This window comes from Rheinheimera maricola (genome assembly GCF_016918075.2).
Taxonomy (GTDB): Bacteria; Pseudomonadota; Gammaproteobacteria; order Enterobacterales; family Alteromonadaceae; genus Alishewanella; species Alishewanella maricola_A.
The window spans coordinates 394,241-419,945 of sequence record NZ_JAERPS020000005.1 but is presented as its reverse complement, the minus strand read 5'-3'; the positions used below and the strand labels follow the sequence as shown (position 1 = coordinate 419,945).

19 protein-coding genes are annotated in these 25,705 nt (G+C 48.0%); 17 read left to right on the top strand and 2 right to left on the bottom strand.

From position 1 onward, the window contains the following. The first annotated feature begins 11 nt into the window (after positions 1-11). The 4 genes from I4W93_RS15400 to I4W93_RS15385 are packed head-to-tail and all read left to right on the top strand — an operon-like array spanning position 12 to position 7,282. On the top strand, positions 12-398 hold the full coding sequence (locus I4W93_RS15400; RefSeq protein WP_205312449.1) for a response regulator: 387 nt from the start codon (positions 12-14) through the stop codon (positions 396-398). A gap of 20 nt (positions 399-418) precedes the next feature. Then, entirely contained in the window at positions 419-2,845 is a 2,427-nt protein-coding gene (locus I4W93_RS15395; RefSeq protein ID WP_205312448.1) for a sensor histidine kinase, read from the top strand. Positions 2,846-2,886: 41 nt separating this feature from the next. Then, entirely contained in the window at positions 2,887-5,667 is a 2,781-nt protein-coding gene (locus I4W93_RS15390; RefSeq protein WP_205312447.1) for a PAS domain-containing protein, read from the top strand. Beyond that, positions 5,660-7,282, top strand: coding sequence for a diguanylate cyclase (locus tag I4W93_RS15385; RefSeq protein WP_205312446.1), 1,623 nt, complete (start codon positions 5,660-5,662; stop codon positions 7,280-7,282). The genes I4W93_RS15390 and I4W93_RS15385 overlap by 8 nt, the downstream gene beginning before the upstream one ends. A gap of 45 nt (positions 7,283-7,327) precedes the next feature. Here I4W93_RS15385 and luxS read toward each other — a convergent pair whose 3' ends face one another. Continuing rightward, entirely contained in the window at positions 7,328-7,837 is a 510-nt protein-coding gene (gene luxS, locus I4W93_RS15380) for an S-ribosylhomocysteine lyase (RefSeq protein WP_205312445.1), read from the bottom strand. A gap of 227 nt (positions 7,838-8,064) precedes the next feature. Here luxS and dnaK point away from each other — a divergent pair, with 227 nt between their 5' ends. The 7 genes from dnaK to I4W93_RS15345 all read left to right on the top strand — a co-directional run bounded on the left by dnaK (position 8,065) and on the right by I4W93_RS15345 (position 14,929). Beyond that, on the top strand, positions 8,065-9,975 hold the full coding sequence (dnaK, locus tag I4W93_RS15375) for a molecular chaperone DnaK (protein WP_205312444.1): 1,911 nt from the start codon (positions 8,065-8,067) through the stop codon (positions 9,973-9,975). Between the two features lie 69 nt (positions 9,976-10,044). Continuing rightward, positions 10,045-11,178 (top strand): molecular chaperone DnaJ, encoded by a 1,134-nt coding sequence (dnaJ, locus tag I4W93_RS15370; RefSeq protein ID WP_205312443.1) that lies wholly within the window; start codon positions 10,045-10,047, stop codon positions 11,176-11,178. Between the two features lie 105 nt (positions 11,179-11,283). Then, a complete protein-coding gene (locus tag I4W93_RS15365; protein WP_205312442.1) occupies positions 11,284-12,084 on the top strand; it encodes a M48 family metallopeptidase in 801 nt (266 codons plus the stop codon). Between the two features lie 148 nt (positions 12,085-12,232). Further along, positions 12,233-12,844 (top strand): hypothetical protein, encoded by a 612-nt coding sequence (locus I4W93_RS15360; protein WP_205312441.1) that lies wholly within the window; start codon positions 12,233-12,235, stop codon positions 12,842-12,844. Between the two features lie 3 nt (positions 12,845-12,847). After that, positions 12,848-13,018, top strand: coding sequence for a hypothetical protein (locus tag I4W93_RS15355; RefSeq protein WP_205312440.1), 171 nt, complete (start codon positions 12,848-12,850; stop codon positions 13,016-13,018). Continuing rightward, positions 13,011-13,862, top strand: coding sequence for an HprK-related kinase A (locus tag I4W93_RS15350; protein ID WP_205312439.1), 852 nt, complete (start codon positions 13,011-13,013; stop codon positions 13,860-13,862). Before I4W93_RS15355 ends, I4W93_RS15350 begins: the two co-directional genes overlap by 8 nt. Next, on the top strand, positions 13,856-14,929 hold the full coding sequence (locus tag I4W93_RS15345; protein ID WP_205312438.1) for a nucleotidyltransferase domain-containing protein: 1,074 nt from the start codon (positions 13,856-13,858) through the stop codon (positions 14,927-14,929). The genes I4W93_RS15350 and I4W93_RS15345 overlap by 7 nt, the downstream gene beginning before the upstream one ends. On the opposite strand, the gene I4W93_RS15340 is transcribed toward I4W93_RS15345, so the two are convergent. Beyond that, positions 14,916-16,256, bottom strand: coding sequence for a Na+/H+ antiporter NhaC family protein (locus tag I4W93_RS15340; RefSeq protein ID WP_205312437.1), 1,341 nt, complete (start codon positions 16,254-16,256; stop codon positions 14,916-14,918). The genes I4W93_RS15345 and I4W93_RS15340 overlap by 14 nt on opposite strands. A gap of 176 nt (positions 16,257-16,432) precedes the next feature. Here I4W93_RS15340 and I4W93_RS15335 point away from each other — a divergent pair, with 176 nt between their 5' ends. The 6 genes from I4W93_RS15335 (at position 16,433) to greA (ending at position 25,684) form a co-directional block, all read left to right on the top strand. Continuing rightward, complete coding sequence (locus tag I4W93_RS15335) at positions 16,433-18,304, top strand: MFS transporter (protein ID WP_205312436.1); 1,872 nt, start codon at positions 16,433-16,435, stop codon at positions 18,302-18,304. Between the two features lie 126 nt (positions 18,305-18,430). Continuing rightward, on the top strand, positions 18,431-19,585 hold the full coding sequence (locus I4W93_RS15330) for an iron-containing alcohol dehydrogenase (RefSeq protein ID WP_205312435.1): 1,155 nt from the start codon (positions 18,431-18,433) through the stop codon (positions 19,583-19,585). A 238-nt stretch (positions 19,586-19,823) separates the two neighbouring features. Next, positions 19,824-20,633, top strand: a complete 810-nt coding sequence (gene dapB / locus I4W93_RS15325; RefSeq protein ID WP_205312434.1) for a 4-hydroxy-tetrahydrodipicolinate reductase — start codon at positions 19,824-19,826, stop codon at positions 20,631-20,633. A gap of 197 nt (positions 20,634-20,830) precedes the next feature. Further along, positions 20,831-21,961: a glutamine-hydrolyzing carbamoyl-phosphate synthase small subunit gene (carA, locus tag I4W93_RS15320; protein WP_205312433.1), complete on the top strand. Its 1,131-nt coding sequence runs from the start codon at positions 20,831-20,833 to the stop codon at positions 21,959-21,961. Positions 21,962-21,989: 28 nt separating this feature from the next. Then, positions 21,990-25,211, top strand: coding sequence for a carbamoyl-phosphate synthase large subunit (carB, locus tag I4W93_RS15315; RefSeq protein WP_205312432.1), 3,222 nt, complete (start codon positions 21,990-21,992; stop codon positions 25,209-25,211). After that, positions 25,208-25,684, top strand: a complete 477-nt coding sequence (gene greA / locus I4W93_RS15310; RefSeq protein WP_205312431.1) for a transcription elongation factor GreA — start codon at positions 25,208-25,210, stop codon at positions 25,682-25,684. Before carB ends, greA begins: the two co-directional genes overlap by 4 nt. The last annotated feature ends 21 nt before the right edge of the window (positions 25,685-25,705 follow it).

Below are 25,705 nucleotides of genomic sequence, written 5' to 3'. Positions count from 1 at the left end.
AGAGGCTGCACATGGCGCTTGAACGGGTAATGCATGTAGAAGATGATGAGTCGATCCGCGCGGTGGCAGAAATTGCGCTTACCGATGTAGCTGGTTTTACCTTACTAAGTTGTGACAGTGGCCAGAGCGCACTGGCGCAGGCTGAGGCATTTTCGCCGCAGCTTATTTTGCTTGATGTAATGATGCCGCAAATGGATGGTTTGCAAGCATTGGCAGCGCTTCGGCAAATTCCGGCATTAGCGAAAACACCGGTTGTATTTATGACGGCAAAAATCCAACAAGCTGAAAAGCAGCGTTACTTAGATGCCGGTGCGGTAGGCATCATTGAAAAACCGTTTGAGCCGATGGAGCTGGGCGAGACGTTAAATCGTTTTTATCAGCAATGTCAGCCGACCTAGATTGCAGCAAAAAGGGCAGTATGACAAAAACGACTTCTTCACATTTTATCCGCGCCAAACCCGTGACAAGGTATGGGTTGATAGCGATGTTTCTGCTTGCGGCAATTGGTTTGAATTACGCCCGGTTGCCGCTGTTTTTCAGCGTGGAATTTATCTTTGGTTCGGCTATTGCGGTTTTAACCTTAATCGTTTTTGGGCGTGTTGCGGCAATTGTTGTTGGCGTTGCGGCGGCAGCAGTCACCGTACTTATTTGGGGGCACCCCTACGCTTTGCTGGTTTTTACTGCGGAAATTATCTGGTTAAGCTGGCGCTGGCGGCCTGACAAAGGTTTTAATCTGGTGCAGCAAGACTTGCTTTTCTGGTTAGTTGCCGGCTTACCTGCTGTCAGTTTGTTGTATACCTATGGCTTGGATATCAATTGGCAGACCTCAGTGCTTATTGCGCTTAAACAGATGACCAATGGCGTTTTTAATGTTTTATTGGCCAGTTTGCTGATACTGGTGTTGCAGTCGCAACAGCCGACCCGGCGGCATCTGGCCTTGCCGCTTACCAGTTTACGCCAGTGGTTATTCCATATTCTGATTGCCTTAACTTTATTTGCCGGCTGTGTGCCCTTACTGCTGGATGCGCGCAAGTTGCAAGCCGAGTATATGTACAGTGTTGAACAGCGAATGCAGTTGTTAGCTGTCAATTTGCAAAAGCAATTGCAGGCATTGAGGCAGCCGGTTAATGAGGCAGATATAACCAAGCTGCTGCAGGCTGTATTACCAGATGACAGTTACGGCGTGCAGTTGTTATATTCCGGCGGCAGTGTTGTTAGTCGGGCAGGTTTAATAAATAGCCTTGATATATCAACTGCCGACATACCTGAAGCAGGGTTTTCGCACTGGCAACCCGCATCTATATCGCCGCTGCTGCAGCGCTGGCGGCAAAGCCGCTATGTTTTAGTGCATCCTACAGCTGACTTGCCGGGCATTAACGCTATAGTGTTGGAGCACAGTGCCAAAGAGGTAATGACTAAACTGGAACAGGACAGTGCCAGACAGTTATTACTTTTGGTGAGCTTTTTATTACTGGCGATTCTGATAGCCAACTGGCTTAGCAAAGCGATAAGTGGCCCCTTACACCGCGTGGCACTTGTCAGCGAAAAGTTGCAGGTTAATATTGCCTCTGGGGCAGAAAGCGACATACCAGCGAGTTTCGTTGCCGAATATAACACCCTGGGACTTAATTTGCGGGCGATGAGCCGTGAACTGACATCAGCCTTTAATATCAGTAAGGCGAATCAATCGGACCTGGTGCGGCAAGTTGATGAAAGAACTCAGCAATTGCAGCAGGCCAACAGTCAGCTGGAAGCCATCTTGGCAGCAGCATCTGATTTTTCGATTATCGCAACTGCGCCGGATGGTGTTATTACCTACTTTAGCCGTGGCGCAGAAAAGTTGTTAGGTTATGACGCTGAAGAGTTGGTGCAACAGCAAACCCCAGCAATACTGCATGTGCCCGAAGAAGTGCAGCAAAGAGCTGAGGAGTTAAGTGCTGAGTTAGATCAACCCATAGCCGGCTTTGCTGCATTTGTTGCTGTGGCTGAGCGCAAAGGCACTGAAACAAGGCAGTGGCACTATGTGTGTAAAAATGGCCAAAAAGTGCCGGTATCACTAACGGTAACACCAATTATAGACGGCGGCGCGATCAGCGGTTATCTCGGCGTGGCGAAAGATATTTCCGAGCGCAATCGTAATGAACAGTTGAAGAATGAATTTATTTCGACGGTAAGCCATGAACTGCGCACCCCACTCACCTCGCTGTATGCCGCTTTGCGTTTAGTTAATTCAGGCAAATTAGGCGTATTGCCAGTTAAAGTAATGAGCTTATTAAACCTTGCCGAGCGCAACAGTAAGCGACTTAGCCGCTTGATTAATGATTTACTGGATGTAGAAAAATTAGCATCGGGTAAATTCCAGTTGATGCTTGAAGTACAGCCATTGCAGCCGCTTATTACACAAGCTATCGATGAAATTACCAGTTATGCCGAACAGTACAAAGTAAGCATAGAGACTGAATATGCTGCCGAACCCTTGTACGCGAGAATAGACGCGCCGCGTTTTGTGCAGGTGGTTACTAACTTATTGTCTAATGCCATTAAGTTTTCACCTGTGGGTGCCTCGGTGACATTACGTTTGTATGCCTACGATGGTGGTATTAGGCTTGATGTTAGCGACAAAGGGCAGGGAATTGCTGATGATTTTAAGCCACGTATTTTTGAAAAATTTGCCCAGAATGATGCCACTAATACCAGGAAGCAAGGTGGTACCGGGCTTGGATTGGCGATTAGCAAAGAACTTACTGAAAAGATGGCTGGGAAAATAGGGTTTAATTCCGAGCCCGGACAGGGCACCACTTTCTGGCTCAGTTTTCAGCGCTATACTGAAGCTGAGCTTGAATAGACAGAACTGACGATTGAATCATTTAACCAGGCGGGGGAGTTATGCAGCAACCGATAGTGCCACCCAATGAGTTAAGCCGGTTGCAGGCATTAATTAGCAGCCAATTATTGGACACCGCTGATGAAGATCGCTTTGATCGTATTACTAAGCTGATGCAGCTCTGCCTGAACACGGAGATTGTGCTGGTGTCATTAGTTGATACCTATCGGCAATGGTTTAAGTCACGCCAGGGGTTAGATGCGTGCGAAACCGGACGTGATATCTCGTTTTGTGGCCATGCCATTTTAAGCGATACAATTTTCGAAATTTCTGATGCCAGTAAAGATGTTCGCTTTGCCGACAACCCACTGGTAACCGATGCGCCTTTTATTCGTTTTTATGCTGGCGCTCCTTTGCATTTTAACGGCGAACGCATTGGCACCTTATGTATTATTGATCCCAAACCACGCCAACTCGCCCTGCAGGAACGGCAAATGTTGCGCCAGTTCGCAGACCTTGTTGAGCAAGAAATCACTGACAGATTGCAGCAGCAGGCACACGAGCAACTTTTAGTTAGCGAGCAAATGAATCGCTCGGTATTGGAAGGGACACGTATTGGAACCTGGCAATGGAATGTTCAAACCGGAGAAGCTGTGTTTAACGAGCGCTGGGCGGAAATCGTTGGTTATAGCCTTGCTGAGTTGGCTCCGGTAGATATTAATACCTGGCTTGGTCTGGCACATCCGGATGATTTGGCAAGCTCTGGAGCCCTGTTAGCAAAGCATTTTTCTGGCGAGTTACCCTTCTACGACTGCAAATGTAGGATGAAACATAAAGCAGGGCATTGGGTGTGGGTGCATGACCGTGGCCGCGTTATAAGTTGGGCCGACGATGGCAAACCGCTAATGATGTATGGCACCCATGCTGATATTACTGAGCAAAAGCACGCTGAGCTGGAACTGCAAGCCAGCCGCGATCAGTTTCAGACGTTAGTTGCCAATATTCCGGGTATTACCTACCGCTGTAAGGCCGACAAAGACTGGACCATGCTGTATATGAGCAGCAGTATTGACCCCCTTTCCGGTTACCCGGCCAGTGACTTTATCAACAATAGCGTTAGAAGCTACGCCAGTGTCATTCACCCCGAAGATCAGCAACGGCTGGAGCATGCTGTTAGCGAGGCGGTAGCCGCTAAGCAAAGCTGGTTGTTGCAATATCGGGTTATGCATAGATCTGGCGCCATCCACTGGGTGGAGGAGCGCGGTCAGGCAGAATATGACGAGATGGGCGCATTGCTCTATCTTGACGGATTTATTTTGGATATTACCGCCGAGAAAAACCTGCAGCAGCAATTGCTAAAGCTGACATCACAACTGCCTGGAATGGTGTATCAGTATCAGCAATGGCCCGACGGTAGAACATCATTTCCTTATGCCAGTGATAATATTCAACACTTCTATGGTGTGTCGCCTGAGCAGGTTAAAGACGATGCTACGGCAGCATTTAAAAAAATACATCCGGATGATTTAGCCGGTTTAACCAATAGTATTGCCCATTCAGCGGCAAATGTGTCGTTGTGGCAATATCAGTACAGGGTGTTCAAAGACAACAAAACACTGGCCTGGCTGTCAGGACGGGCAATGCCTGAACGTCTGCAGGACGGTAGTACGCTATGGCATGGCTACATCGAAGATATTACTTCGGTAAAACAGCATTACTTAGAGTTAGAGCGGCTTAACGCAGAATACAAACTTAGCCAGCAGCGGTTAGAAATGGCCAGTGAAACGGCATTGATTGGTTTTTGGCAGGCTTCGCTAAAAACCGGTGAGCTGTGGTGGTCGCCGGTGATTTATCAGATTTTTGGCTTTGATGAAAATATCACCCCTAGTGTGGCGTTATTTAAAAGCACTCTGCATCCAGAAGATAAACAAGCAGTAGCAGACAGCGAGCAGCGCGCGTTGGAAACCGGCCTGCATGATGTGGTGCATCGTATTATTCGCCCTGATGGCAGTATTCGCTGGGTGCATGAACTGGCAAAAATGTTACCTGCTGAGCAAAACCCTGGGCAAATCCTGGTTGGCTCAGTGCAGGATGTGACTGAGCGCATTGAATTACAACATCTAAAAGACGAGTTTATATCTACGGTAAGCCATGAGTTGAGAACACCGCTTACTGCCATTAAAGGTGCGTTAAGTTTGCTTAATTCGGGTACGCTAGGGCAGGTGCCAGAAGCGATGCAGCGCTTATTAAGTTTGGCTAGCAGCAATAGTGAGCGATTGGCACATTTAATTAATGACTTGCTGGATATGGAAAAGCTAATTGCGGGCAAAATGCCATTTGATATCCAGCCCTTACCGGTGTTAGCTGAGCTTTCGCAAGCGATAGAAAATTTGCAGCCGTTCGCCATACAACATAATGTAACTTTGCAGGTGGATGTAACAGGTGCGCCGACCGTATTAGCGGATGCACTGCGATTGCAGCAAGTGCTAACCAATTTACTTTCCAATGCGATTAAGTTCTCGCCGGCAGGCAGTGAAGTAACGTTGACAGCATCACAGCAGCGGCATAACATCCAAATTGCTGTTGCAGACCATGGGCTTGGCATACCGGTTGACTTTCAAGCTCGGGTATTTGAACGCTTTGCTCAGGCTGACGCATCCAATCAGAGGAAGAAGGGCGGCTCCGGATTAGGGCTGGCAATTTGTAAAGAGTTAGTGCAGCAAATGCAGGGTGAGATTAGCTTTACCTCGCAGCCTGATGCAGGAACACAGTTTTTTGTTACACTGCCCTCATTCGAGTATAAAAGCTCAGATAGGAAGTTGAAGGAGTCGTCTGTTGAGTAACAGTAAAACCAAGACTGATTTGTCCGCCGCTTTCGCTACATTACGCCGACGATTTGAGCAAAGCTTGCCAGAACGCTTAGCGAGAATGTTGCAACTAATGGAGAGTGCGACAGCCGATGACTTGTCTGAGCTTATTGCTGAAGCGCATAAACTGGCGGGAGCTTGTGGTACTTTTGGTCATGCTGGGCTAGGCAGTAATGCCAGGTATATTGAGCAGCTGGCTAAGGAAATCCAAACTAAACCGGCGGATGAGGGTTTACAAGCACTGCCAGGTTTACAGCAGGCGGTATTGGAATTTGACATCGCGGTAGACCGTGCTTTGCAAGAGGCGCCAAAGGCTGAGTTGGAGGGGACTGCACAATTACATCAGTCTGATACCGTGTGGTTACTATTACCTGAGCAAAAGTTGTCGACGGAGTTGGTGAGTCAACTACATGCGTTTGGTCATAAGGTAGAATGCTTTAGTGATTACGACAGTTGTGTGGTCCGTTTACAGGATGCGGCGCCGGCAGTGCTATTTGCAGCTAATAAATTGCCTGATGGCGCTTCATTGTTTGAGCAGACACTGTTATTACAACAATTAAAAAAACAACAGTCACGCTTATTGGTCTTATCTGACTCTGATGACTTTGACCTGCGGATCAAAGCATCGCAACATCAGGCAGATGCGTTTTTTGTCTCCCCGCTGGACGTACCGAATATGATTTCGACGATTAGCGAGTTGTTAGAATACGGCAACAAGCGAGCCGGCAGAGTATTTATTGTCGATGATGATAGGTTATTGGCTCAGCATTATGCACTGGTGCTTAATGCGGCTGGCATAGAGACGCATATCGTTGAGAATGTGCGCAGTATAGTTAACGAACTAATGCGTTTTCAACCTGATTTACTGTTAATGGATATGTACATGCCAGATTATTCTGGCGCCGAGCTGGCAGGTTTAATTCGACAGTATAAATCATTAAAACGGTTGCCCATTGTTTTTCTATCTTCCGAAATTAATAAAGCGTTGCAGCTAAGTGCTATGGCGCAGGGGGCTGATGACTTTATTACTAAGCCGATTGGCGATACCCAGTTGGTGCAGGCGGTAAAAAATCGTTTGAAACGCAGCTTGCAATTGAAGAACTTAATTGAAAAAGATAGCCTTACTGCACTTATTAAGCACAGTTCTATTAAAGAGGCTGCTGAGCTGGAGTTTGTTCGCAGCCAGCGTTATAAAAAGCCATTTAGTATTGTGATGCTGGATATCGATCTTTTTAAAGCGGTTAACGACAGCTATGGACATGGTACCGGGGACATCGTTATTACCGCTTTGGCTACCTTGCTGCGCAAACGCATCCGTAAAACAGACCGCGCCGGCCGTTATGGCGGTGAGGAATTTATGCTGGTGCTGCCCGAATGCAGCCGTGTTCAGGCAGTTGAACTGGCTGAGCAAATCTTGCAGGCTTTTCGGCAGTTACATTTTACTGCAGCAGATAAGCTGTTTTCCTGTACCTATTCTGCTGGCGTTGCCGCTAGTGATGACGGCGATTTCAGCAACGCCGAGCAAATGATAGAAGCGGCAGACGCTGCGCTATACAAAGCGAAACGTGCCGGACGAAACCGGGTGTGCTAAATAAAAAAACCGCTTTAAAAAGCGGTTTTTTATTTAGTATTCATGTTACAGCTTATTCAGAATTTCTTCTGGCAGTGCCAGTTCATCATTGCGGTTAACGCCAACACCACGCTGAAGAATATTCTGGGCAATTTGTTTGGCTTCTTCCAGCGAGTGCATTTGCGCGGTGCCGCACTGATAAATGTTTAGCTCGGGAATATCGCCCTGGCTGGCGACATGCAGTACATCATCCATGGCTGCTTGCCAGGCTTTAGCTACACGCTGCTCGTCTGGCGTACCAATTAAGCTCATATAAAAACCGGTGCGACAACCCATTGGTGAAATATCGATAATCTCAACATCATTACCGTTTAAATGATCGCGCATAAAACCTGCAAATAAATGCTCCAGCGTATGAATACCTTTTTCCGACAAAATTTCTTCATTCGGTACGCAAAAACGTAAATCAAATACCGTGATGGCATCGCCTTTAGGTGTATTCATCTTTTTTGCCACGCGCACAGCCGGGGCTTTCATAATAGTATGGTCTACGGTGAAACTGTCGAGTAATGGCATCACAACACCTGCAAAATAAACGTTTCTGATGGCGGCTATTATAGGCAGGTAAAGGTGGATAAGTTAACCGTTATCAGCAGATATCAGCGTTAAATCGGCGCAGAAGCGGGATTAAATGCGCAGATGGCAAAATTTTTAATGTAATAACCTTGAATGGATTAGGGCTAATCCCCATTAATCGTTCAACGCAATTTGTGCTTGTTCAGATTATTAAGTGGAGTGTAGTTATGGGCAGAATTATCGGTATTGACTTGGGTACAACCAACTCTTGTGTAGCAGTATTAGACGGCGACAAACCCCGCGTATTAGAAAACGCTGAAGGTACCCGTACTACGCCCTCTATCATTGCTTATGCTGAAGATGGCGAAGTATTAGTTGGCCAGCCGGCAAAGCGCCAGGCGGTTACCAACCCGAAAAACACCTTATTCGCGATTAAGCGTTTAATCGGTCGTCGCTTTGAAGACGAAGAAGTGCAGCGTGACATTAAAATTATGCCGTATGCCATCGTTAAAGCAGACAATGGCGATGCTTGGGTTGAAGTTAAAGGCAAAAAGTTAGCTGCACCGCAAATTTCGGCTGAAGTGCTGAAAAAGATGAAAAAAACCGCCGAAGACTTCTTAGGCGAAGCGGTAACGGCTGCGGTAATCACCGTACCGGCTTACTTTAACGATGCGCAGCGTCAGGCCACTAAAGATGCCGGCCGTATTGCTGGCTTAGATGTAAAACGTATTATCAACGAGCCAACCGCAGCTGCATTGGCCTATGGTATGGATAAAAAGAAAGGCGACACCAAGGTTGCAGTATATGACTTAGGTGGCGGTACTTTTGATATCTCTATCATTGAAATTGATGATGTAGACGGCGAGCAAACCTTTGAAGTATTAGCCACTAACGGTGATACGCACTTAGGTGGTGAAGACTTTGATAACCGTTTAATCAACTATTTGGTTGAAGAATTCAAAAAAGAGCAGGGCATTGACCTGCGTAACGACCCACTGGCCATGCAGCGCTTAAAAGAGTCTGCAGAAAAAGCCAAAATTGAGCTGTCGTCAGCGTCACAAACAGAAGTGAACCTGCCGTACATTACTGCTGATGCGTCAGGCCCGAAACACCTGAACATCAAAGTAACCCGTGCCAAGCTGGAATCGTTAGTAGAAGACTTAATTCAGCGCACTATTGAGCCGCTGAAGCAAGCGCTGAAAGATGCTGATTTAAGCGTCGGTGAAATTAACGACATCATCCTGGTGGGCGGTCAGACGCGGATGCCAAAAGTTCAGGAAGCGGTAACCGCCTTCTTTGGCAAAGAGCCACGTAAAGACGTAAACCCGGATGAAGCAGTAGCAGTGGGTGCAGCGATTCAAGGCGCGGTATTGTCGGGTGATGTAAAAGACGTATTGTTGTTAGACGTTACACCATTGTCACTGGGTATTGAGACCATGGGCAGCGTAATGACAGCGCTGATTGAGAAAAATACCACTATTCCGACTAAGAAGTCGCAGGTGTTCTCAACAGCAGAAGATAACCAGTCTGCGGTAACTATTCACGTGTTACAGGGCGAGCGTAAACGTGCTTCTGACAACAAGTCACTGGGCCAGTTCAACTTAGAAGGCATCCGTGGTGGTCGTCGTGGCGAGCCGCAAATTGAAGTGGTATTCGATTTAGACGCTGACGGTATTTTGCATGTGTCTGCTAAAGATAAAGACACTAACAAAGAACAGAAGATCACTATTAAGGCTAACTCGGGTTTAACCGATGAAGAAATTCAGGCCATGGTACGTGATGCTGAAGCCCACGCTGAAGACGATAAAAAGTTTGAAGAGTTGGTGCAAACCCGCAACCAGGCTGACGCGATGGTACACGCTACCCGTAAGCAACTGGAAGAAGTGGGCGATAGCTTAGCTGCCAACGACAAAGAAGCGATTGAAACGGCAATAAAAGATCTTGAATCAGTGTTGAAAGGCAGTGACAAAGCAGCAATTGATGAAAAATCACAAGCGCTTATTCAGGCATCACAGAAGCTGATGGAAGCCTCACAGGCTAAAGCTCAGCAGGGCGGTAGTGATGCTGGGCAGCAAGCAGGCGGCAACGACGATGTGGTTGATGCTGAGTTTGAAGAAGTGCAAGACGATAAGAAGTAATCTGGCTGAAGTATAAGGGCTGGCCTGGTGCCAGCCTTTTGGCATTAAGACATTTACTGAGCGGGAACTATGTCCAAGCGTGACTATTATGAAGTATTAGGTGTCGCCAAAGACGCCGACGAAAAAGACATCAAAAAGGCTTACAAACGCCTCGCCATGAAATTTCACCCTGACCGTACTCAGGGCGACAAGGCCATGGAAGAGAAGTTTAAAGAAGTCCAGGAAGCCTATGAGGTGTTGTCGGATGAACAAAAGCGGGCTGCCTACGACCGTTATGGCCATGCCGGAGTAGATCCGAACCGCGGTGGTGGCGGTGGTGCAGGTGGGGCTGATTTCGGTGATATTTTTGGCGATGTATTTGGTGATATTTTCGGTGGCGGTGGCCGCCGTGGTCAGTCACGTGCACAGCGCGGTTCAGATTTACGTTATAACCTGGAATTGAGCCTGGAAGAAGCGGTGCGCGGCAAGTCAGTCGATATTAAAGTACCGACCATGGTAAGCTGCGATAGCTGTGATGGCTCGGGCGCGAAGAAAGGCACGTCAGCCAAAAGCTGCGGCACTTGCCACGGTGCGGGTCAGGTAACTATGCGTCAGGGCTTTTTTGCTGTACAGCAAACCTGCCCAACCTGTAACGGCCGCGGTAAGATTATCCCCGAACCTTGTACTAAGTGCCATGGTGAAGGTCGCGTAGAGAAAACTAAAACGCTGTCGGTGAAAATTCCGGCAGGTGTTGATACCGGCGACCGTATTCGTTTAACCGGCGAAGGTGAAGCGGGTATGCATGGCGCTCCTGCTGGCGATCTCTATGTGCAAGTTCACGTAAAAGAGCATCCGATATTTGTGCGCGACGGGAATAACCTGTATTGCGATGTGCCGCTGAGTTTTACTATTGCTGCGTTGGGTGGTGAAATTGACGTACCGACGCTGGATGGCCGTGTGAAGCTGAAAATACCGGCAGAAACACAAACCGATAAAATGTTTCGTTTACGCGGTAAAGGCGTTAAGTCCGTACGAGGCGGTGGTATTGGCGATTTAGTCTGCAAAGTGGTTATTGAAACGCCGGTTAACTTAAGCGACAAGCAAAAGGAGCTGCTGCGCCAACTGGATGACAGCATGGTTGGCGATGGTGAAGCTAAACATCGGCCAAAATCGAAAGGCTTTTTTGATGGTGTGAAAAAGTTCTTTGACGATTTAACCAGTTAAATAGCGATGAAAAACCACCTACGGGTGGTTTTTTGTTTTTCTGCCGATACAATAAAAGCAGATGAAGTTTCCCTGCTACAGCAACAGACGGATAAGGATATATTGATGTTGAAAAAGTTAATGTTAACCACGACATGTGCATTGTTAATTGCAGCGTGTGCGCAATCACCTACTGGCCGGCGGCAAATGATGCTGTTTAATGATGCCGACCTTGGCAAGATGGGCGCGCAGACTTTTGAAGCCATGAAGGCTGAAACGCCAATTGCCAAAGATGCTAAAACAAATAACTACGTTAAATGTGTTGCGAACAGTTTACTGGCGGTAACACCAGATAACACCCGAGCGCAAAGTTGGGAAATCGTGGTATTCGAAGCGGATCAGGTCAATGCGTTCGCGTTACCTGGCGGTAAAATTGGCGTATATACCGGCTTGCTAAAAGTCGCTGAGAATCAAAATCAGTTAGCTGCGGTAATAGGCCATGAAATTGCCCACGTCGTTGCCGGTCACAGCAATGAACGTCTATCAACTAATCAGGGAATTCAGACAATATTGGCGTTAGGCGATGCTGGCATGAAAGCCTATGGCGTGCGCTACCAGCAAGAGTTAATGACGGCATTTGGCTTGGGGGCACAATTAGGTGTAGCATTGCCCTTTAGCCGGGCACATGAATCTGAGTCGGATATTATTGGCTTGGATTTAATGGCCAAAGCTGGCTTTGAACCACGGCAGGCGGTAAATCTGTGGCAGAATATGGCTGCTGCCGGTGGTGGTGGTACACCAGAATTTATGTCAACACACCCGTTGCCGGAAACCCGTATTAAAGATTTGCGAGCTAAAATGCCCGAAGCTATGAAAACCTTTAATGAGCGCAAAGCGGCATCGGCGCTGCCCGGCTGTAAAATGTGAGGCCGCTGTCAGTTTGTTTTACATTTTGTATTAATTAGCGATGCAATTAAAAAAGTTTTCCAGTTAAGACATTGACTTACATTGTTGGAGTTGATCTTGCATGTAAGTCGCATTACACTTTGTGCAGTTTGCTTTATGGAATATGGCTATGGAACCAGTTAATGACAAGGAAATAGTGGCGACGCAAAACGGCCGCAGAAAATTTTTACTGCGCGCCGGTTTAGGTTCGTTGCCAGTTTTATTGACGCTGAACAGCAAGGCGGCTTGGGGTACCAGTACGCTAAATTGTTCGCTAAGCGAAAATGCATCACAGATGCAGTCAGTACAGCCTGACAAGTTTGAACAGTGCAAAAAAAGCCTTGACTCGCACGGCAGTGCCAAAAAATACTTTGAAAATGTTAGCTCTAAAGTTGCTGGCGGCAAAGGTGGTTTTTTTTATAAGCCGAGTGGAACGAAGCTACGCCATTGGGATAAACAGTGGGAACATATAAAAATTTATCAGGGCACTAAATTCAACGAAGTGTTCAAAGGTGGATATAGCGGTACTTTGAAAGACGCGGTGCATCAAGGTGGTGATTACGATTTAATCCGTAATATCACGTCATCGTTTTTACACGCGCTGTATTATGATATGAATAATGAAAGCAGTAACTTTCCGTCCCCGCGCGAAATAGTCGATGCTTACGACAAGTCAGTTACATCCGAGCAAAAGAAGCAACTTTCGGCATTGCTGGTGTATTATATCGAAGGCAACGGCTAATTAATGGATGTAAACCTAGGCTATGCAGCCTGGTTGGCGCAAAAAAGCACTGAAATTGACACGCTTGAGCTAACGTTTGACGATAGCAGCAGCGTGTTTTTTTCATTGTCTGATCACACTACCTGCATTAATGTTACATCAGAGCCTGAGATACAAGAGCCTAATCTTGACTGATTTTGTAATTAATACTGTGCCTTTTTCAGTGCTGGTGAGTAGCCGTAGTCAGGCATTACACACTGCTGTATCGCAGCTGTATCCGCCGCAACTTGTCCTGGCCCCTGAGCCAGAAAAAATCTATGATTTTTGTCTTACAGTAGAGCGCAAATGGGCGGGCTGGGGGCGACCTTACCATGTGTCTGCCGGGCAGCAACATTTTCGCATGACAGACAGTGCACAAGTCGTGCCGGTATTTGAGTGGGGTTTTAATTGGTGTATAGCGTCTTATCAGCACCAATATCTGGCTATTCATGCTGCCGTATTGGAACGACACGGTAAGGCGTTAATTATGCCGGCACCGCCGGGATCAGGTAAAAGCACACTGTGTGCTGCAATGATGCTGGAAGGCTGGCGTTTACTGTCGGACGAAATGTGTCTGGTAGATTTAACGGATGGCAGTATTGTGCCTTGTGTCAGGCCGGTCAGCCTGAAGAATCAATCATTAAAATTAGTACAAAGTTGGTACCCCTCAGCGCAAATTCGTCAAATTACTACTGGTACAACGAAAGGCACAGTAGGTTATCTACTGCCTTTAGCGGACAGCTGGCAAGCGCGTGGGCAAACTGCAACAGCCGCCTGGGTTGTTTTTCCACAATACAATGTAAATCAAACTCAGCTGCAGCTAAGCCCGATAAGTAAAGCCGATGCTTTTATGCATTTGGCAAACAACTCTTTTAACTATGCTGTGTTAGCAGAGCATGGATTTAACAGCCTGGGGCGTTTGACGCAGCAGATTCAGGCGTACCGGTTAGAGTATGCGGATATAAAGCAGGCCCTCAGTGAGTTAAGCCAGTTATGCTAAATCAATTGCTGTTAGATTTTTTCATTGCGCCGCGCAAATTTATTCAAAGCGCTACGCCACAACAGTGGACTAACTTTTTACAACAAGCGCGTGAGCATGGCTTAACGGCACGATGCTATTATGTACTGCAAAACCTGAGCTTACTGCAGCAGGTACCGCTACAGGTAAGGCAGCATGGCAAATCGGCCGCTTACTACGCTGAGAAGCAACAGCACTCGCTGTATTTTGAATTGCAGCAGTTGGAGTCGCTGTTTGCCAACGTTGATTGTCCTTGCCTGTTATTAAAAGGTTCGGCCTACCGTGCGCTGGCATTGCCAGTTAGTTTTGGTCGTTTGTTTGCTGATATCGACATACTGGTACCCTTAGATCGTATCAAGCTTATTCGAGATAAACTGTTCTTCTTTGGCTTTGCCGAAGCGGCGATGTCAGATTATGATCGCCACTATTACCAGCGCTGGTCACACCAAAATCCGCCGTTGCGGCACTATCAACGCGGTACAGTAATTGATTTACATCACCATATTTACCCCACTGCATCGGCAAAGAAAATCGATATTTCACCGTTATTTCAGCATGCTGAGCGTTTAGCTGGTTCGGCTTTTAGTGTGCCTAAAGCCGCACACTTGTTTATTCATGCTGCGGTGCATCTGTTTTATCAGGAAGAGACACATAAACTGATAAAAGACATTATCGATTTAAACGACTTGCTACTTGAAACGGAACGGCAACAACAACTGGATTGGTTATTACAGCAAGCCGACATCATGGCGGTGCAATCAGCGGTGATAAATGCGTGTTGGGTGTTAGCGCAGGTATTTAATAACAGCGCAGCACGGCGACAGCTATCTGCTACGGCGCTGCCACCGCAACGCTGGGTGGGTAGACTGGTTATTCTTATGCTGCAAGGCTCCGGGTTTTCGGCCTGGGGTGCCCGGCAGCTATGGTTTATCCGTGGCCATGGCTTAAAAATGCGCTGGCAAATTTTGTTGTATCACACCTTGGCAAAACCAACCGCCTCTTCTCGAGGCTGGTTGCGGCGTATTTATGCAGCTATTAAGCGCGGCTAGTTGTCTGCTGTAGCTTCGCAGCTGGTCGCAGTAGCACTATAGTTAGGGCTATAACGAACAAAATTAAACAATAGTAGCTCTGCGATACGACTTGCCATGGCGAAATATTAAAGCTGGCGCCCAGTAATAAAGCCTGCGCACCATAAGGCACCAATCCCTGGCTGATACAGGCAAATATATCCAGTAGGCTGGCACTGCGTTTTGGCGAGATCTGATGCTGTTGTGCCAGCGTTTTCGCCACATCTGCTGTTAATACGATGGCAACAGTATTGTTCGCGATACAGAGATTGCTCACGAAGGCCAATGCGGCTATGGCCAGTTGTTGGGCTTTATTGCCAGCCAGTTTAAGCCGATTAGCCAAGTGCTGGATTTTTGCTGCTATCCACTGCAAGCCACCTTGCTGTTTAATGAATTCACTTAGTGCACTAACCAGCATGGCGAGCAAAAATATTTCCTGCACACTGGCAAAACCACTGGCGATATCTTTGCCAAGATTAGCTATGGCATATTCGGCAAACAAAGCGCCTTGAAATGCCGCTAACACTATACCAAGCAACAAGACGACGAACACATTCAAGCCTATTACCGCCAGTACTAAAATGGCGGCATAAGGCATTACGCCGCTCCAGTTAACGCTGCTAATTGATATTGGTGCACCGTCACTGGCCAGAATAATATACAACGCTAGTGTAAGAGCGGCCGCCGGCAGAGCAATTTTTATGTTTTCGCGAAATTTATCTGCCATCTGCGCACCTTGCGTGCGGGTAGAGGCAATGGTGGTATCTGAGATAATCGATAAGTTATCGCCGAACATCGCCCCACTGAGCAGCACACCTGCCACTAACGCCTGATCCAGCCCTGCCTGATTGGCCAAGCCTACCGCTATAGGTGCCAATGCGCCAATAGTACCCATAGAGGTGCCCATGGCAGTGGATACTAGCGCAGCGATAATAAATAAGCCTGGCAATAACCATGCTGCGGGTACCAGGCTTAAACCGGCATTAACCGCTGCCTCTACGCCGCCGGTAGCTGTGGCGACACTGGCAAAGGCGCCAGCTAATAAATAGATAATGCACATGGTAATAATGTTGCTATTACCGGCGCCTTTAATCATTACATCAATAGATTGCTGCAGTGGCGCTTTATGCAGCCAGATCGCCAGGATCAGCGCTGGAATAATCGCAACATGGCCTGGCAGCTGGTAAAACGCATAGGCAACGTCCTGCTGGTGTAGGTACAAACCCGTACCAAGAAAAAGTGCGATAAAAAATAATAACGGCAGTAACGATCGTTTCGCGCCGGGGGCAAAATCATTATGTGGGGTCATATTTTATCCTGTAACGCCAACAGCATTCAGTGTGCTTGGCAAATGGACGCGCACTATATAGATGGCTGGACGTCCTGTCAATTCGTGGTCGGTTGATTTTCGTACTAGCATAAGCTAACCGAGTTTATTATGCTGACACCAGTTTTTTCTGTTGTCTTGTTTTGCGCGGAGTGCTGATGTCGCCTTTAAAGCTAGTTGTATCACGGCGTTTTTTACCGTTTTTTTTAACCCAGGCTAGCGGTGCCTTTAACGATAATGTGTTTAAAAATGCGTTAATGTTGATGCTGACATTTGCCGCGGCCAATGCCTTGCCATGGGACACCGATTTAACCATGAATTTGGCCGCAGGCTTGTTCATTTTGCCATTCTTATTGTTCTCTGCAACCGCAGGTGCTTTGGCAGATGCAGTCTGCAAAACCCGCTTGATGCAGGCTTTAAAACTGCTGGAAATCGGCTTAATGCTGTTGGCGGCCGCAGCGTTTTATTTTCAACAATATGTACTTTTGCTCGGTGTATTATTTTTAATGGGCAGTCAATCAGCATTTTTTGGCCCGGTAAAATACGCCATTTTGCCACAGCTACTAACAGACAAAGAGCTGCTGGCCGGCAATGCTTGGGTAGAAATGGGCACTTTTGTGGCCATTTTACTTGGTACCATTACCGGTGGCCTGCTGGTTGGTTTAGCGGATGCGCCATTATGGATTGGCGCTGTGGTGGTGCTGTTCTCAGTGTTAGGTTATTTGATTAGCAGGCAAATCCCGGCTGTAGGAGAGGTCGCGGCTGCAGAACCTTTTCGTTTCGCACCATGGCAGCAGACCAAAGCCACCATTAAAATTAGCTATGCTAACCGTACATTGTACTTATCTATTATGGCCATTAGTTGGTTTTGGTTTTTAGGTGCCAGCTATCTCACTCAGTTTCCTAACTTCACTAAAACAGTGCTCGGTGGTGATAATACGGTAGTAACTGCATTGTTGGTGGCATTTTCCGTTGGCGTGGGTATCGGCTCTATGTTGTGTGAGCGATTATCCGGCGACAGGGTGGAGCTTGGCATAGTACCGATTGGCTCTGTTGGCTTAACGGTGTTTGGCGTCAGTTTGTTTTTCAGCAACCCGGCAGCGCTGCCGGCAGAATTGCTTAACCTGCCACAGTATTTAGCCACGGCGTTTGGCTGGTGGGTGCTGATAGACCTGACATTAATCGGCGTATTTGGCGGCTTATTTATTGTGCCGCTGTATGCTTTATTACAGCAGCGTGCTGAGCCACAGCAGCGGGCCAGGGTTATTGCTGCCAATAACATCTTTAACGCCTTGTTTATGATAGTGAGTGCCATTGCCGGTATTGTGTTTCTCACCGTGCTTGATTTGTCTATCCCCGAATATTTCCTGGTGTTGGCGATAATGAATGTGGTTGTGGCGCTGTATGTTTACAGTCAATTGCCGGAGTTTGTGTTGCGGTTTGTAATTTATCTGCTTAGCCATACTATGTACCGGGTGAGTAGCCGCGGGCTAGAGCACATTCCTGCTGAAGGCGCCGCTGTGCTGGTAGCCAATCATGTTAGCTATGTCGATGCATTACTAATTGCCGGAGCGGTGCGCCGGCCAGTGCGCTTTGTAATGGAAAAGGGGATTTATGATTTGCCGGTTGCTAATTGGCTGTTTAAAGCGGCGCGAACTATTCCTATCTGCTCAAAGCAGAAAAATGAAGCGGTATATGAAGCCGCTTTTGCGGCGATAAAGCGCGAGCTGGAAGCGGGTAATCTGGTGTGTATCTTCCCAGAGGGGCGTTTAACCAAAAACGGTGAAATTGACAGTTTCCGTCCCGGAATTGAACGTATATTAGCTGAGACACCAGTGCCGGTAGTGCCAATGGCGTTGCAAGGTTTATGGGGATCATTTTTTAGCCATCATGGTCATGGCGCTTTTAAGTTCAAAGGCCGCTTCTGGTCAAAAGTTAGTTTGTTAGCCGACATCGCTGTACCAGCTGCTGCGGCAAATGCTGCCGAGTTGGAGCGTCAGGTACGCTTGTTGCGTGGCAATGTAGTTTAGGGCTTTGCTATTGAGCTTAAAAGCATGACGCTTTAACGAATTCGATGCGGTCAGACTTGAACCATCTGCAGATTGACCGCATAACTCTTGTCTAATGTTGGCTTTGACCAAAGCTTTGGAGGCAAGATGCTCAATTTTTCATTTCAAAATCCTACCCGTATTGTGTTTGGTCAGGATCAGTTGGCGCAGTTAACAAAACTGATTCCGCAAGGCAGTAAAGTATTGCTAACTTACGGCGGAGGCTCGATAAAACACAATGGTGTTTATCAGCAGGTAGTGCAAGCGCTAGCGGGTTTTGATTGGCAAGAATTTAGCGGCATTGAGCCCAACCCCAGCTTTGAAACTCTTATGCGGGCAGCCGATTTGGTGCGGCGTGAAAAAATTGACTTTCTGCTGCCGGTCGGTGGTGGCAGCGTGATTGACGGCACTAAGTTTATTGCCGCTGCAGCGGTGTTTGCCGGCGATGCCTGGGATATCTTAGCCAAGGGAGCCAAAATCACCGCGGCTGTACCGCTGGGTTGTGTACTTACACTACCCGCTACTGGCACCGAAAGTAATGGCAATTCAGTAGTTACCCGCTATGAAACACAGCAGAAACTGGCCTTTTCCAGTGCTTTGGTGTACCCACAGTTTGCTATTTTAGATCCAACGGTTACGTATAGCCTACCGCCCAAACAAGTGGCTAATGGCGTGGTCGATGCTTTTGTCCATGTGATGGAACAGTATATGACCTATCCGGTCAATGCGCCGCTGCAGGACCGTTTTGCCGAGGGTATTTTACAGACCCTGGTTGAGGAGGGCCCTAAAGCTATCAGCCAACCAGACAACTATGATGTACGCGCTAACATAATGTGGGCTGCAACCATGGCACTGAATGGCCTGATAGGCCAGGGGGTGCCGCAGGATTGGGCAACGCATATGATAGGCCATGAAATCACCGCGTTGTATGGCTTAGACCATGCGCAAACACTGGCAATAGTGTTGCCGTCACTATTGCAGCAACAGCGTACACAGAAACGAGCCAAGCTGCTGCAGTATGGCCGTCGGGTTTGGCAGTTACAGCATCAGGATGAAGAGCGCTTAATTGACGAGGCGATTAATCACACCCGCGCCTTTTTCGAACAAATGGGTGTACCGACCCGGTTAGCCGATTACGGTATTAAAGCTGAAGCAGTTGATAAGCTGGTCGCTGCGCTACAAGCTAACGGCATGCTGAAGTTGGGTGAGCATGCTGATATTACTCCAGAGGTGTCGCGGCAGATTTTGCAGCGTGCGGTATAGCTGCACTTTGAGAGTTAGGCCGCAAAGGTCGTAACATCTGCCGGGCTCGCCACAGCAACTCGCTGCCGCTGGCGCGTTAGCTCAGACACTCTGTGTCGCCCCATCAGATGTCACGACCTTTAACTGTAACGTCTGACATCGTAGTAAAAATTAGCCATTAAGATGGCTATTTTACTTCCCCCTGCCGGTGGCTTTTGCTCTAATAGCCGCCTTTACTACTTTTACACAGAGCCAGATTATGCCATCTATCGGGATCTTTGGTGCTAACGGCCGCATGGGCCGGGCGTTAATTACCGTTGCTAAAGAGCAACAGTTAAATCTTACTGCGGCTACGGTGCGTGCCGGCTCTGAGCTTGCCGGCGTTGATGCCGGTGAGCTGGCCGGCGTCGGTAAACTTGGTTTGCCGCTTATCGGCACTGACCGCACCAGCATCAATAACGCGGACATCTGGGTTGATTTCACCATGCCGGAAGCGATGCTGGCGCATTTAGCGCTGGCTGTCGTAGCGAAAAAAGCCATTGTAATAGGTGTGACCGGCTTAACCGATGCGCAATATCAGCAGGTACAGCAAGCGGCAAAGCATATTCCTATTGTGTGGGCACCGAATATGAGTGTCGGGGTAAATTTGTTGTTACATTTGGTACAAACCGCTGCCAAAGTGATGGGGCAAACGGCCGATATTGAAATTATTGAAGCACACCATCGCTTTAAAAAAGATGCCCCTTCGGGTACGGCTATGGCTATCGGTGCCAGTATTGCCAAAGCGTTGGACCGCGATTTAGCTAAAGTTGCAGTATATGGCCGAGAGGGCATTACCGGCGAGCGCGAGCAACAAACTATCGGCTTTGCAACGGTGCGTGGCGGTGACATTATTGGCGACCACACCGCCTTATTTGCCGATTTAGGCGAAAGGCTGGAAATTACTCACAAAGCTTCCAGCCGTAACACCTTTGCCCAAGGCGCACTGCGTGCTGCTCTGTGGTTGCAAAATAAACAGCCAGGACTTTATTCTATGCAACAAGTGTTAGGTTTGGCAGATTTAAGCTAACTTTTTGCGCTACTAAGCTTAAAAACAGCTTAAAGGTGCCATTTGTAATAAAATTCAAAAAAAGCATAGCTAAATATCCTTCTATCGCCTAAAATAGTCAGGTTTGCCTAAGGCAAATCGGGTATCACATTTTGGGTCAAAACGGGTTGTAAAACAGTGTCAGGTTTTCACCCGTTTTTTGCTGTTTGGAGGTTATCTTGACTAAGTCCGCCCTGCTCGTACTGGAAGACGGCACCGTATTTCGCGGTACAGCCATTGGCGCTGAAGGAGTTTCTGTAGGGGAGGTGGTGTTTAACACTTCCATGACTGGGTATCAGGAAATATTGACTGATCCCTCATATGCAGAACAAATCGTTACTCTTACTTATCCACACATTGGCAATACCGGTACTAACCTTGAAGATGAAGAATCCGGACAAATCTGGGCCAGAGGCCTGATTATCCGCGACCTGCCACTTCTTGCCAGTAATTTCCGTAACCAACTCTCTCTTAGTCAGTATTTAACACAACATAATATTCTCGGCATCGCCGATATCGATACCCGCAAGCTTACGCGTATTTTACGTGAGAAGGGTGCGCAAAATGGCTGCATTATCGCTGGCGACCACCCGGACGAAGCCAAAGCGCTTGAGCTGGCTAAAGGCTTCCCGGGTTTGTCAGGCATGGACTTAGCCAAAGAAGTTACCGTCAAGCAAGCTTATCAGTGGAACGAAGGCAGCTGGGCATTAGGCGAAGGCCATCGTGCTGCAGCGCCACAGCAGTTTCATGTGGTAGCGTATGACTTTGGTGTAAAGCGCAATATTTTGCGCATGCTGGCAGATCGCGGCTGTAAGTTGACAGTGGTTCCGGCACAAACGTCAGCTGCTGATGTACTGGCCATGCAACCGGACGGCATCTTTTTATCTAATGGCCCGGGCGATCCGGCACCCTGTACTTACGCTATCGAGGCGATTACACGCTTCCTTGAAACTGATATTCCGCTGTTTGGTATTTGTTTGGGCCACCAGTTACTGGCGCTGGCCAGCGGCGCAAAAACCGTGAAGATGGGCCACGGTCATCACGGTGGTAATCACCCGGTACAAAACCTCGACACTAAGCGGGTACTTATTACCGCGCAGAATCACGGCTTTGCTGTTGATGAAGCGAGCTTACCGGCGAACTTACGCGCTACGCATAAATCGTTGTTTGACGGCACGTTACAAGGCATACACCGTACTGATAAACCGGCATTCAGCTTTCAGGGCCACCCTGAAGCCAGCCCGGGCCCGCATGAGGCGTCAGAGCTGTTTGACCACTTTATTGCGCTGATGCAACAAGCCAAAGCCTAAGCAAACAGAATTACGGAGAGTTACTGCAATGCCAAAACGTACAGATTTAAACAGCATTCTGATTTTAGGCGCCGGCCCCATCGTGATTGGCCAGGCCTGTGAATTTGACTACTCAGGCGCTCAGGCCTGTAAAGCATTAAAAGAAGAAGGCTACCGCGTTATTCTGGTGAACTCTAACCCGGCCACCATTATGACCGATCCGGAAATGGCCGACGCCACCTACATCGAGCCGATCCACTGGCAGGTTGTGGAAAAAATCATCGAAAAAGAGCGGCCTTGTGCTGTGTTGCCAACCATGGGCGGCCAGACTGCACTAAACTGTGCGCTGGATTTAGAGCGCCATGGCGTATTGGCCAAATATAACGTTGAGATGATAGGCGCCACCGCCGATGCTATCGATAAAGCAGAAGACCGCGGCCGCTTTGATAAAGCCATGCGCTCTATCGGCCTGGCTTGCCCGCGTGCCGGTTTCGCCCACTCATTAGACGAAGCCTATCAGGTGCTGGACGATATTGGTTTTCCGTGTATTATCCGGCCGTCTTTCACTATGGGTGGCTCAGGTGGTGGTATTGCTTACAACCGCGAAGAATTTGAAGAAATTTGTACTCGAGGTCTGGACTTATCGCCAACCAAAGAGTTGCTGATTGACGAGTCGTTAATTGGCTGGAAAGAATACGAAATGGAAGTGGTGCGCGATAAAAACGATAACTGCATTATCGTTTGTGCCATTGAAAACTTTGACCCTATGGGTGTACATACGGGGGACTCTATCACTGTCGCGCCGGCACAAACCCTGACTGACAAAGAATATCAAATCATGCGTAACGCCTCTTTGGCGGTGCTGCGTGAAATCGGCGTTGAAACCGGTGGTTCAAACGTACAGTTTGGTATCAACCCAGTTGATGGCCGCATGGTGATTATCGAGATGAACCCGCGCGTGTCGCGCTCATCTGCATTGGCGTCTAAAGCGACCGGCTTCCCAATCGCTAAAGTGGCTGCCAAGCTGGCCATTGGTTATACGCTGGATGAGCTGGCCAACGATATTACCGGTGGTAAAACCCCGGCGTCGTTTGAGCCCAGCATCGATTACGTAGTAACTAAGATACCGCGCTTTAACTTTGAAAAGTTCGCTGGTGCTAATGACCGCTTAACCACCCAAATGAAGTCGGTGGGTGAGGTGATGTCCATCGGCCGTAACCAGCAGGAATCGTTACAAAAAGCGCTGCGCAGCCTCGAAATTGGCGTTTGCGGCCTTGATCCGGTAATTGATATCAGCTTGCCGGAAGCCAAAGACAAAATTATCCGTGAACTGAAAGAGCCCGGCTCACACCGTATTTGGTACATCGCCGATGCCTTCCGCCTTGGCATGAGCATGGATGACATTTTCAGCTTAACCAATATCGACCGCTGGTTCCTGGTACAAATTGAAGACTTGGTAAAAGAAGAGCTGGCGCTTAGTAAAGACGGTTTTGTTGCGCTGGACGAAGCGCGGATAAAACGCTTAAAACGTAAAGGCTTTGCCGATAAACGTATTGCCGATGTGTTGGGCGTTAGCGAAAACGAAGTACGTAAAAAACGCTACAGCTTTAATATTCATCCGGTATACAAACGGGTCGATACCTGTGCGGCAGAATTTGCGTCTGATACCGCCTATATGTACAGCAGCTATGATGAAGAATGTGAAGCGGCGCCGACCAATCGCGATAAAATTATGATTATCGGCGGCGGCCCCAACCGTATCGGGCAGGGTATCGAATTCGATTACTGCTGTGTGCACGCATCACTGGCACTACGTGAAGACGGTTTTGAAACCATTATGGTGAACTGTAACCCTGAAACCGTTTCTACCGATTACGACACCTCAGATCGTTTGTACTTTGAACCTATAACGCTGGAAGATGTGCTGGAAATCGTGCGTAAAGAGCAGCCTAAAGGCGTTATCGTGCAATATGGTGGCCAAACGCCGCTGAAATTAGCTCGCGCGTTGGAGGCCAATGGTGTGCCAATTATTGGTACTTCGCCGGACGCGATTGACCGCGCGGAAGACCGTGAACGTTTTCAGCAAGCAGTAGAGCGTTTGGGCTTAAAGCAGCCGAAAAACGCTACCGTAACCAGCATGGAAGAAGCCATTGCCAAGGCGCCGGAAATCGGTTTCCCGATGGTAGTTCGCCCGTCTTATGTGCTGGGCGGCCGCGCGATGGAAATTGTATACGACGAGCAAGACCTGCGCCGTTATATGACCGATGCGGTAAGTGTATCGAATGACTCTCCGGTGCTGTTGGATAACTTCCTTGACGATGCGATTGAAGTTGATATCGACGCTATCTGTGACGGCAAAGAAGTGGTCATTGGCGGCATTATGGAACACATTGAGCAAGCTGGCGTGCACTCTGGTGACTCTGCTTGTTCTTTACCCCCACACAGTCTGAGTAAAGAAATTCAGGATGTGATGCGTGAGCAGGTTAAAAAGCTTGCGCTGGAACTGGGCGTAGTGGGCCTGATGAACACCCAGTTTGCCGTAAAAGATAACGAAGTATACTTAATTGAAGTAAACCCGCGTGCTGCGCGTACTGTGCCGTTTGTATCTAAGGCAACAGGTGTCGCTGTGGCAAAAGTAGGTGCGCGTTGCATGGCAGGCATGTCGCTGGCGCAGCAGGGCATTACCAAAGAAATTATTCCGCCGTTTTTCTCAGTAAAAGAAGTGGTGATCCCGTTTAACAAGTTCCCGGGTGTCGATCCTATATTAGGCCCTGAGATGCGTTCTACCGGTGAAGTTATGGGCGTGGGCGATACTTTCGAGCAAGCGTTTGCCAAAGGCCAGTTAGGTGCCAGTACTTTAATTCCGACCGGCGGCCGTGCCTTGCTTTCGGTGCGTGACAGCGATAAAGTGCGCGTAGTTGAACTGGCTAAACTTATGGTAGTCAAAGGCTTTGAGTTGGATGCTACCGGCGGTACCGCTAAGGCACTGGAAGCTGCAGGTGTGGTTTGCCGTACAGTGAATAAGGTCTCAGAAGGCCGGCCGCATATTCTGGATAGAATTAAAAACGGTGAGTATAGCTATATTGTCAACACTACTGACGGTCGTCAGGCGATAGAAGATTCTAAAGTAATACGCCGCGGTGCTCTGCAATACAAAGCTAACTACACCACCACATTAAACGCAGCTTTTGCTACGGTTATGTCAAACGCCGCCAGTGCTTTTGACAGCGTAGCGTCGGTGCAAGAATTACATAAGAGAGTAAACGGATGAGTGCAATTCCGATGACAGTGCAAGGCGCAGAAAGACTGCGTGCTGAACTGCATGAATTAAAATCAGTGAAACGCCCAACCATTATTCAGGCCATTGCCACCGCGCGCGAACACGGCGATTTAAAAGAAAATGCCGAGTATCATGCCGCTCGTGAACAACAGGGTTTTTGTGAAGGACGTATTCAGGATATTGAAGCCAAGTTGTCTAATGCGCAGATCATTGATATTAGCAAGTTACCCAACACGGGTAAGGTTATTTTCGGTAGCACTGTGACTATTCTGAACCTGGATTCAGAGGAAGAAGTGACGTATCGCATTGTTGGTGACGATGAAGCGGATATCAAAAATAATCTGATTTCGGTTAATTCACCCATTGCGCGTGGCTTAATCGGCAAAACGGCCGACGACGTGGTAAATATCACTACACCTAAAGGTGTGGTGGAATTCGAAATTCTCGCCGTGCAATATATCTGATTTATTGCGCAAAAAAAAAGC

What these genes read in the sequence shown, in the direction of transcription:
- I4W93_RS15395 (WP_205312448.1), top strand. Translation starts at nt 419, where the DNA reads ATGACAAAAACGACTTCTTCACATTTTATCCGCGCCAAACCCGTGACA.
- I4W93_RS15345 (WP_205312438.1), top strand. Translation starts at nt 13,856, where the DNA reads ATGCTAAATCAATTGCTGTTAGATTTTTTCATTGCGCCGCGCAAATTT.
- I4W93_RS15335 (WP_205312436.1), top strand. Translation starts at nt 16,433, where the DNA reads ATGTCGCCTTTAAAGCTAGTTGTATCACGGCGTTTTTTACCGTTTTTT.
- greA (WP_205312431.1), top strand. Translation starts at nt 25,208, where the DNA reads ATGAGTGCAATTCCGATGACAGTGCAAGGCGCAGAAAGACTGCGTGCT.
- luxS (WP_205312445.1), bottom strand. Translation starts at nt 7,837, where the DNA reads ATGCCATTACTCGACAGTTTCACCGTAGACCATACTATTATGAAAGCC.
- I4W93_RS15330 (WP_205312435.1), top strand. Translation starts at nt 18,431, where the DNA reads ATGCTCAATTTTTCATTTCAAAATCCTACCCGTATTGTGTTTGGTCAG.
- I4W93_RS15365 (WP_205312442.1), top strand. Translation starts at nt 11,284, where the DNA reads ATGTTGAAAAAGTTAATGTTAACCACGACATGTGCATTGTTAATTGCA.
- I4W93_RS15400 (WP_205312449.1), top strand. Translation starts at nt 12, where the DNA reads ATGGCGCTTGAACGGGTAATGCATGTAGAAGATGATGAGTCGATCCGC.
- I4W93_RS15355 (WP_205312440.1), top strand. Translation starts at nt 12,848, where the DNA reads ATGGATGTAAACCTAGGCTATGCAGCCTGGTTGGCGCAAAAAAGCACT.
- I4W93_RS15360 (WP_205312441.1), top strand. Translation starts at nt 12,233, where the DNA reads ATGGAACCAGTTAATGACAAGGAAATAGTGGCGACGCAAAACGGCCGC.
- dnaK (WP_205312444.1), top strand. Translation starts at nt 8,065, where the DNA reads ATGGGCAGAATTATCGGTATTGACTTGGGTACAACCAACTCTTGTGTA.
- dapB (WP_205312434.1), top strand. Translation starts at nt 19,824, where the DNA reads ATGCCATCTATCGGGATCTTTGGTGCTAACGGCCGCATGGGCCGGGCG.
- carB (WP_205312432.1), top strand. Translation starts at nt 21,990, where the DNA reads ATGCCAAAACGTACAGATTTAAACAGCATTCTGATTTTAGGCGCCGGC.
- I4W93_RS15340 (WP_205312437.1), bottom strand. Translation starts at nt 16,256, where the DNA reads ATGACCCCACATAATGATTTTGCCCCCGGCGCGAAACGATCGTTACTG.
- dnaJ (WP_205312443.1), top strand. Translation starts at nt 10,045, where the DNA reads ATGTCCAAGCGTGACTATTATGAAGTATTAGGTGTCGCCAAAGACGCC.
- I4W93_RS15390 (WP_205312447.1), top strand. Translation starts at nt 2,887, where the DNA reads ATGCAGCAACCGATAGTGCCACCCAATGAGTTAAGCCGGTTGCAGGCA.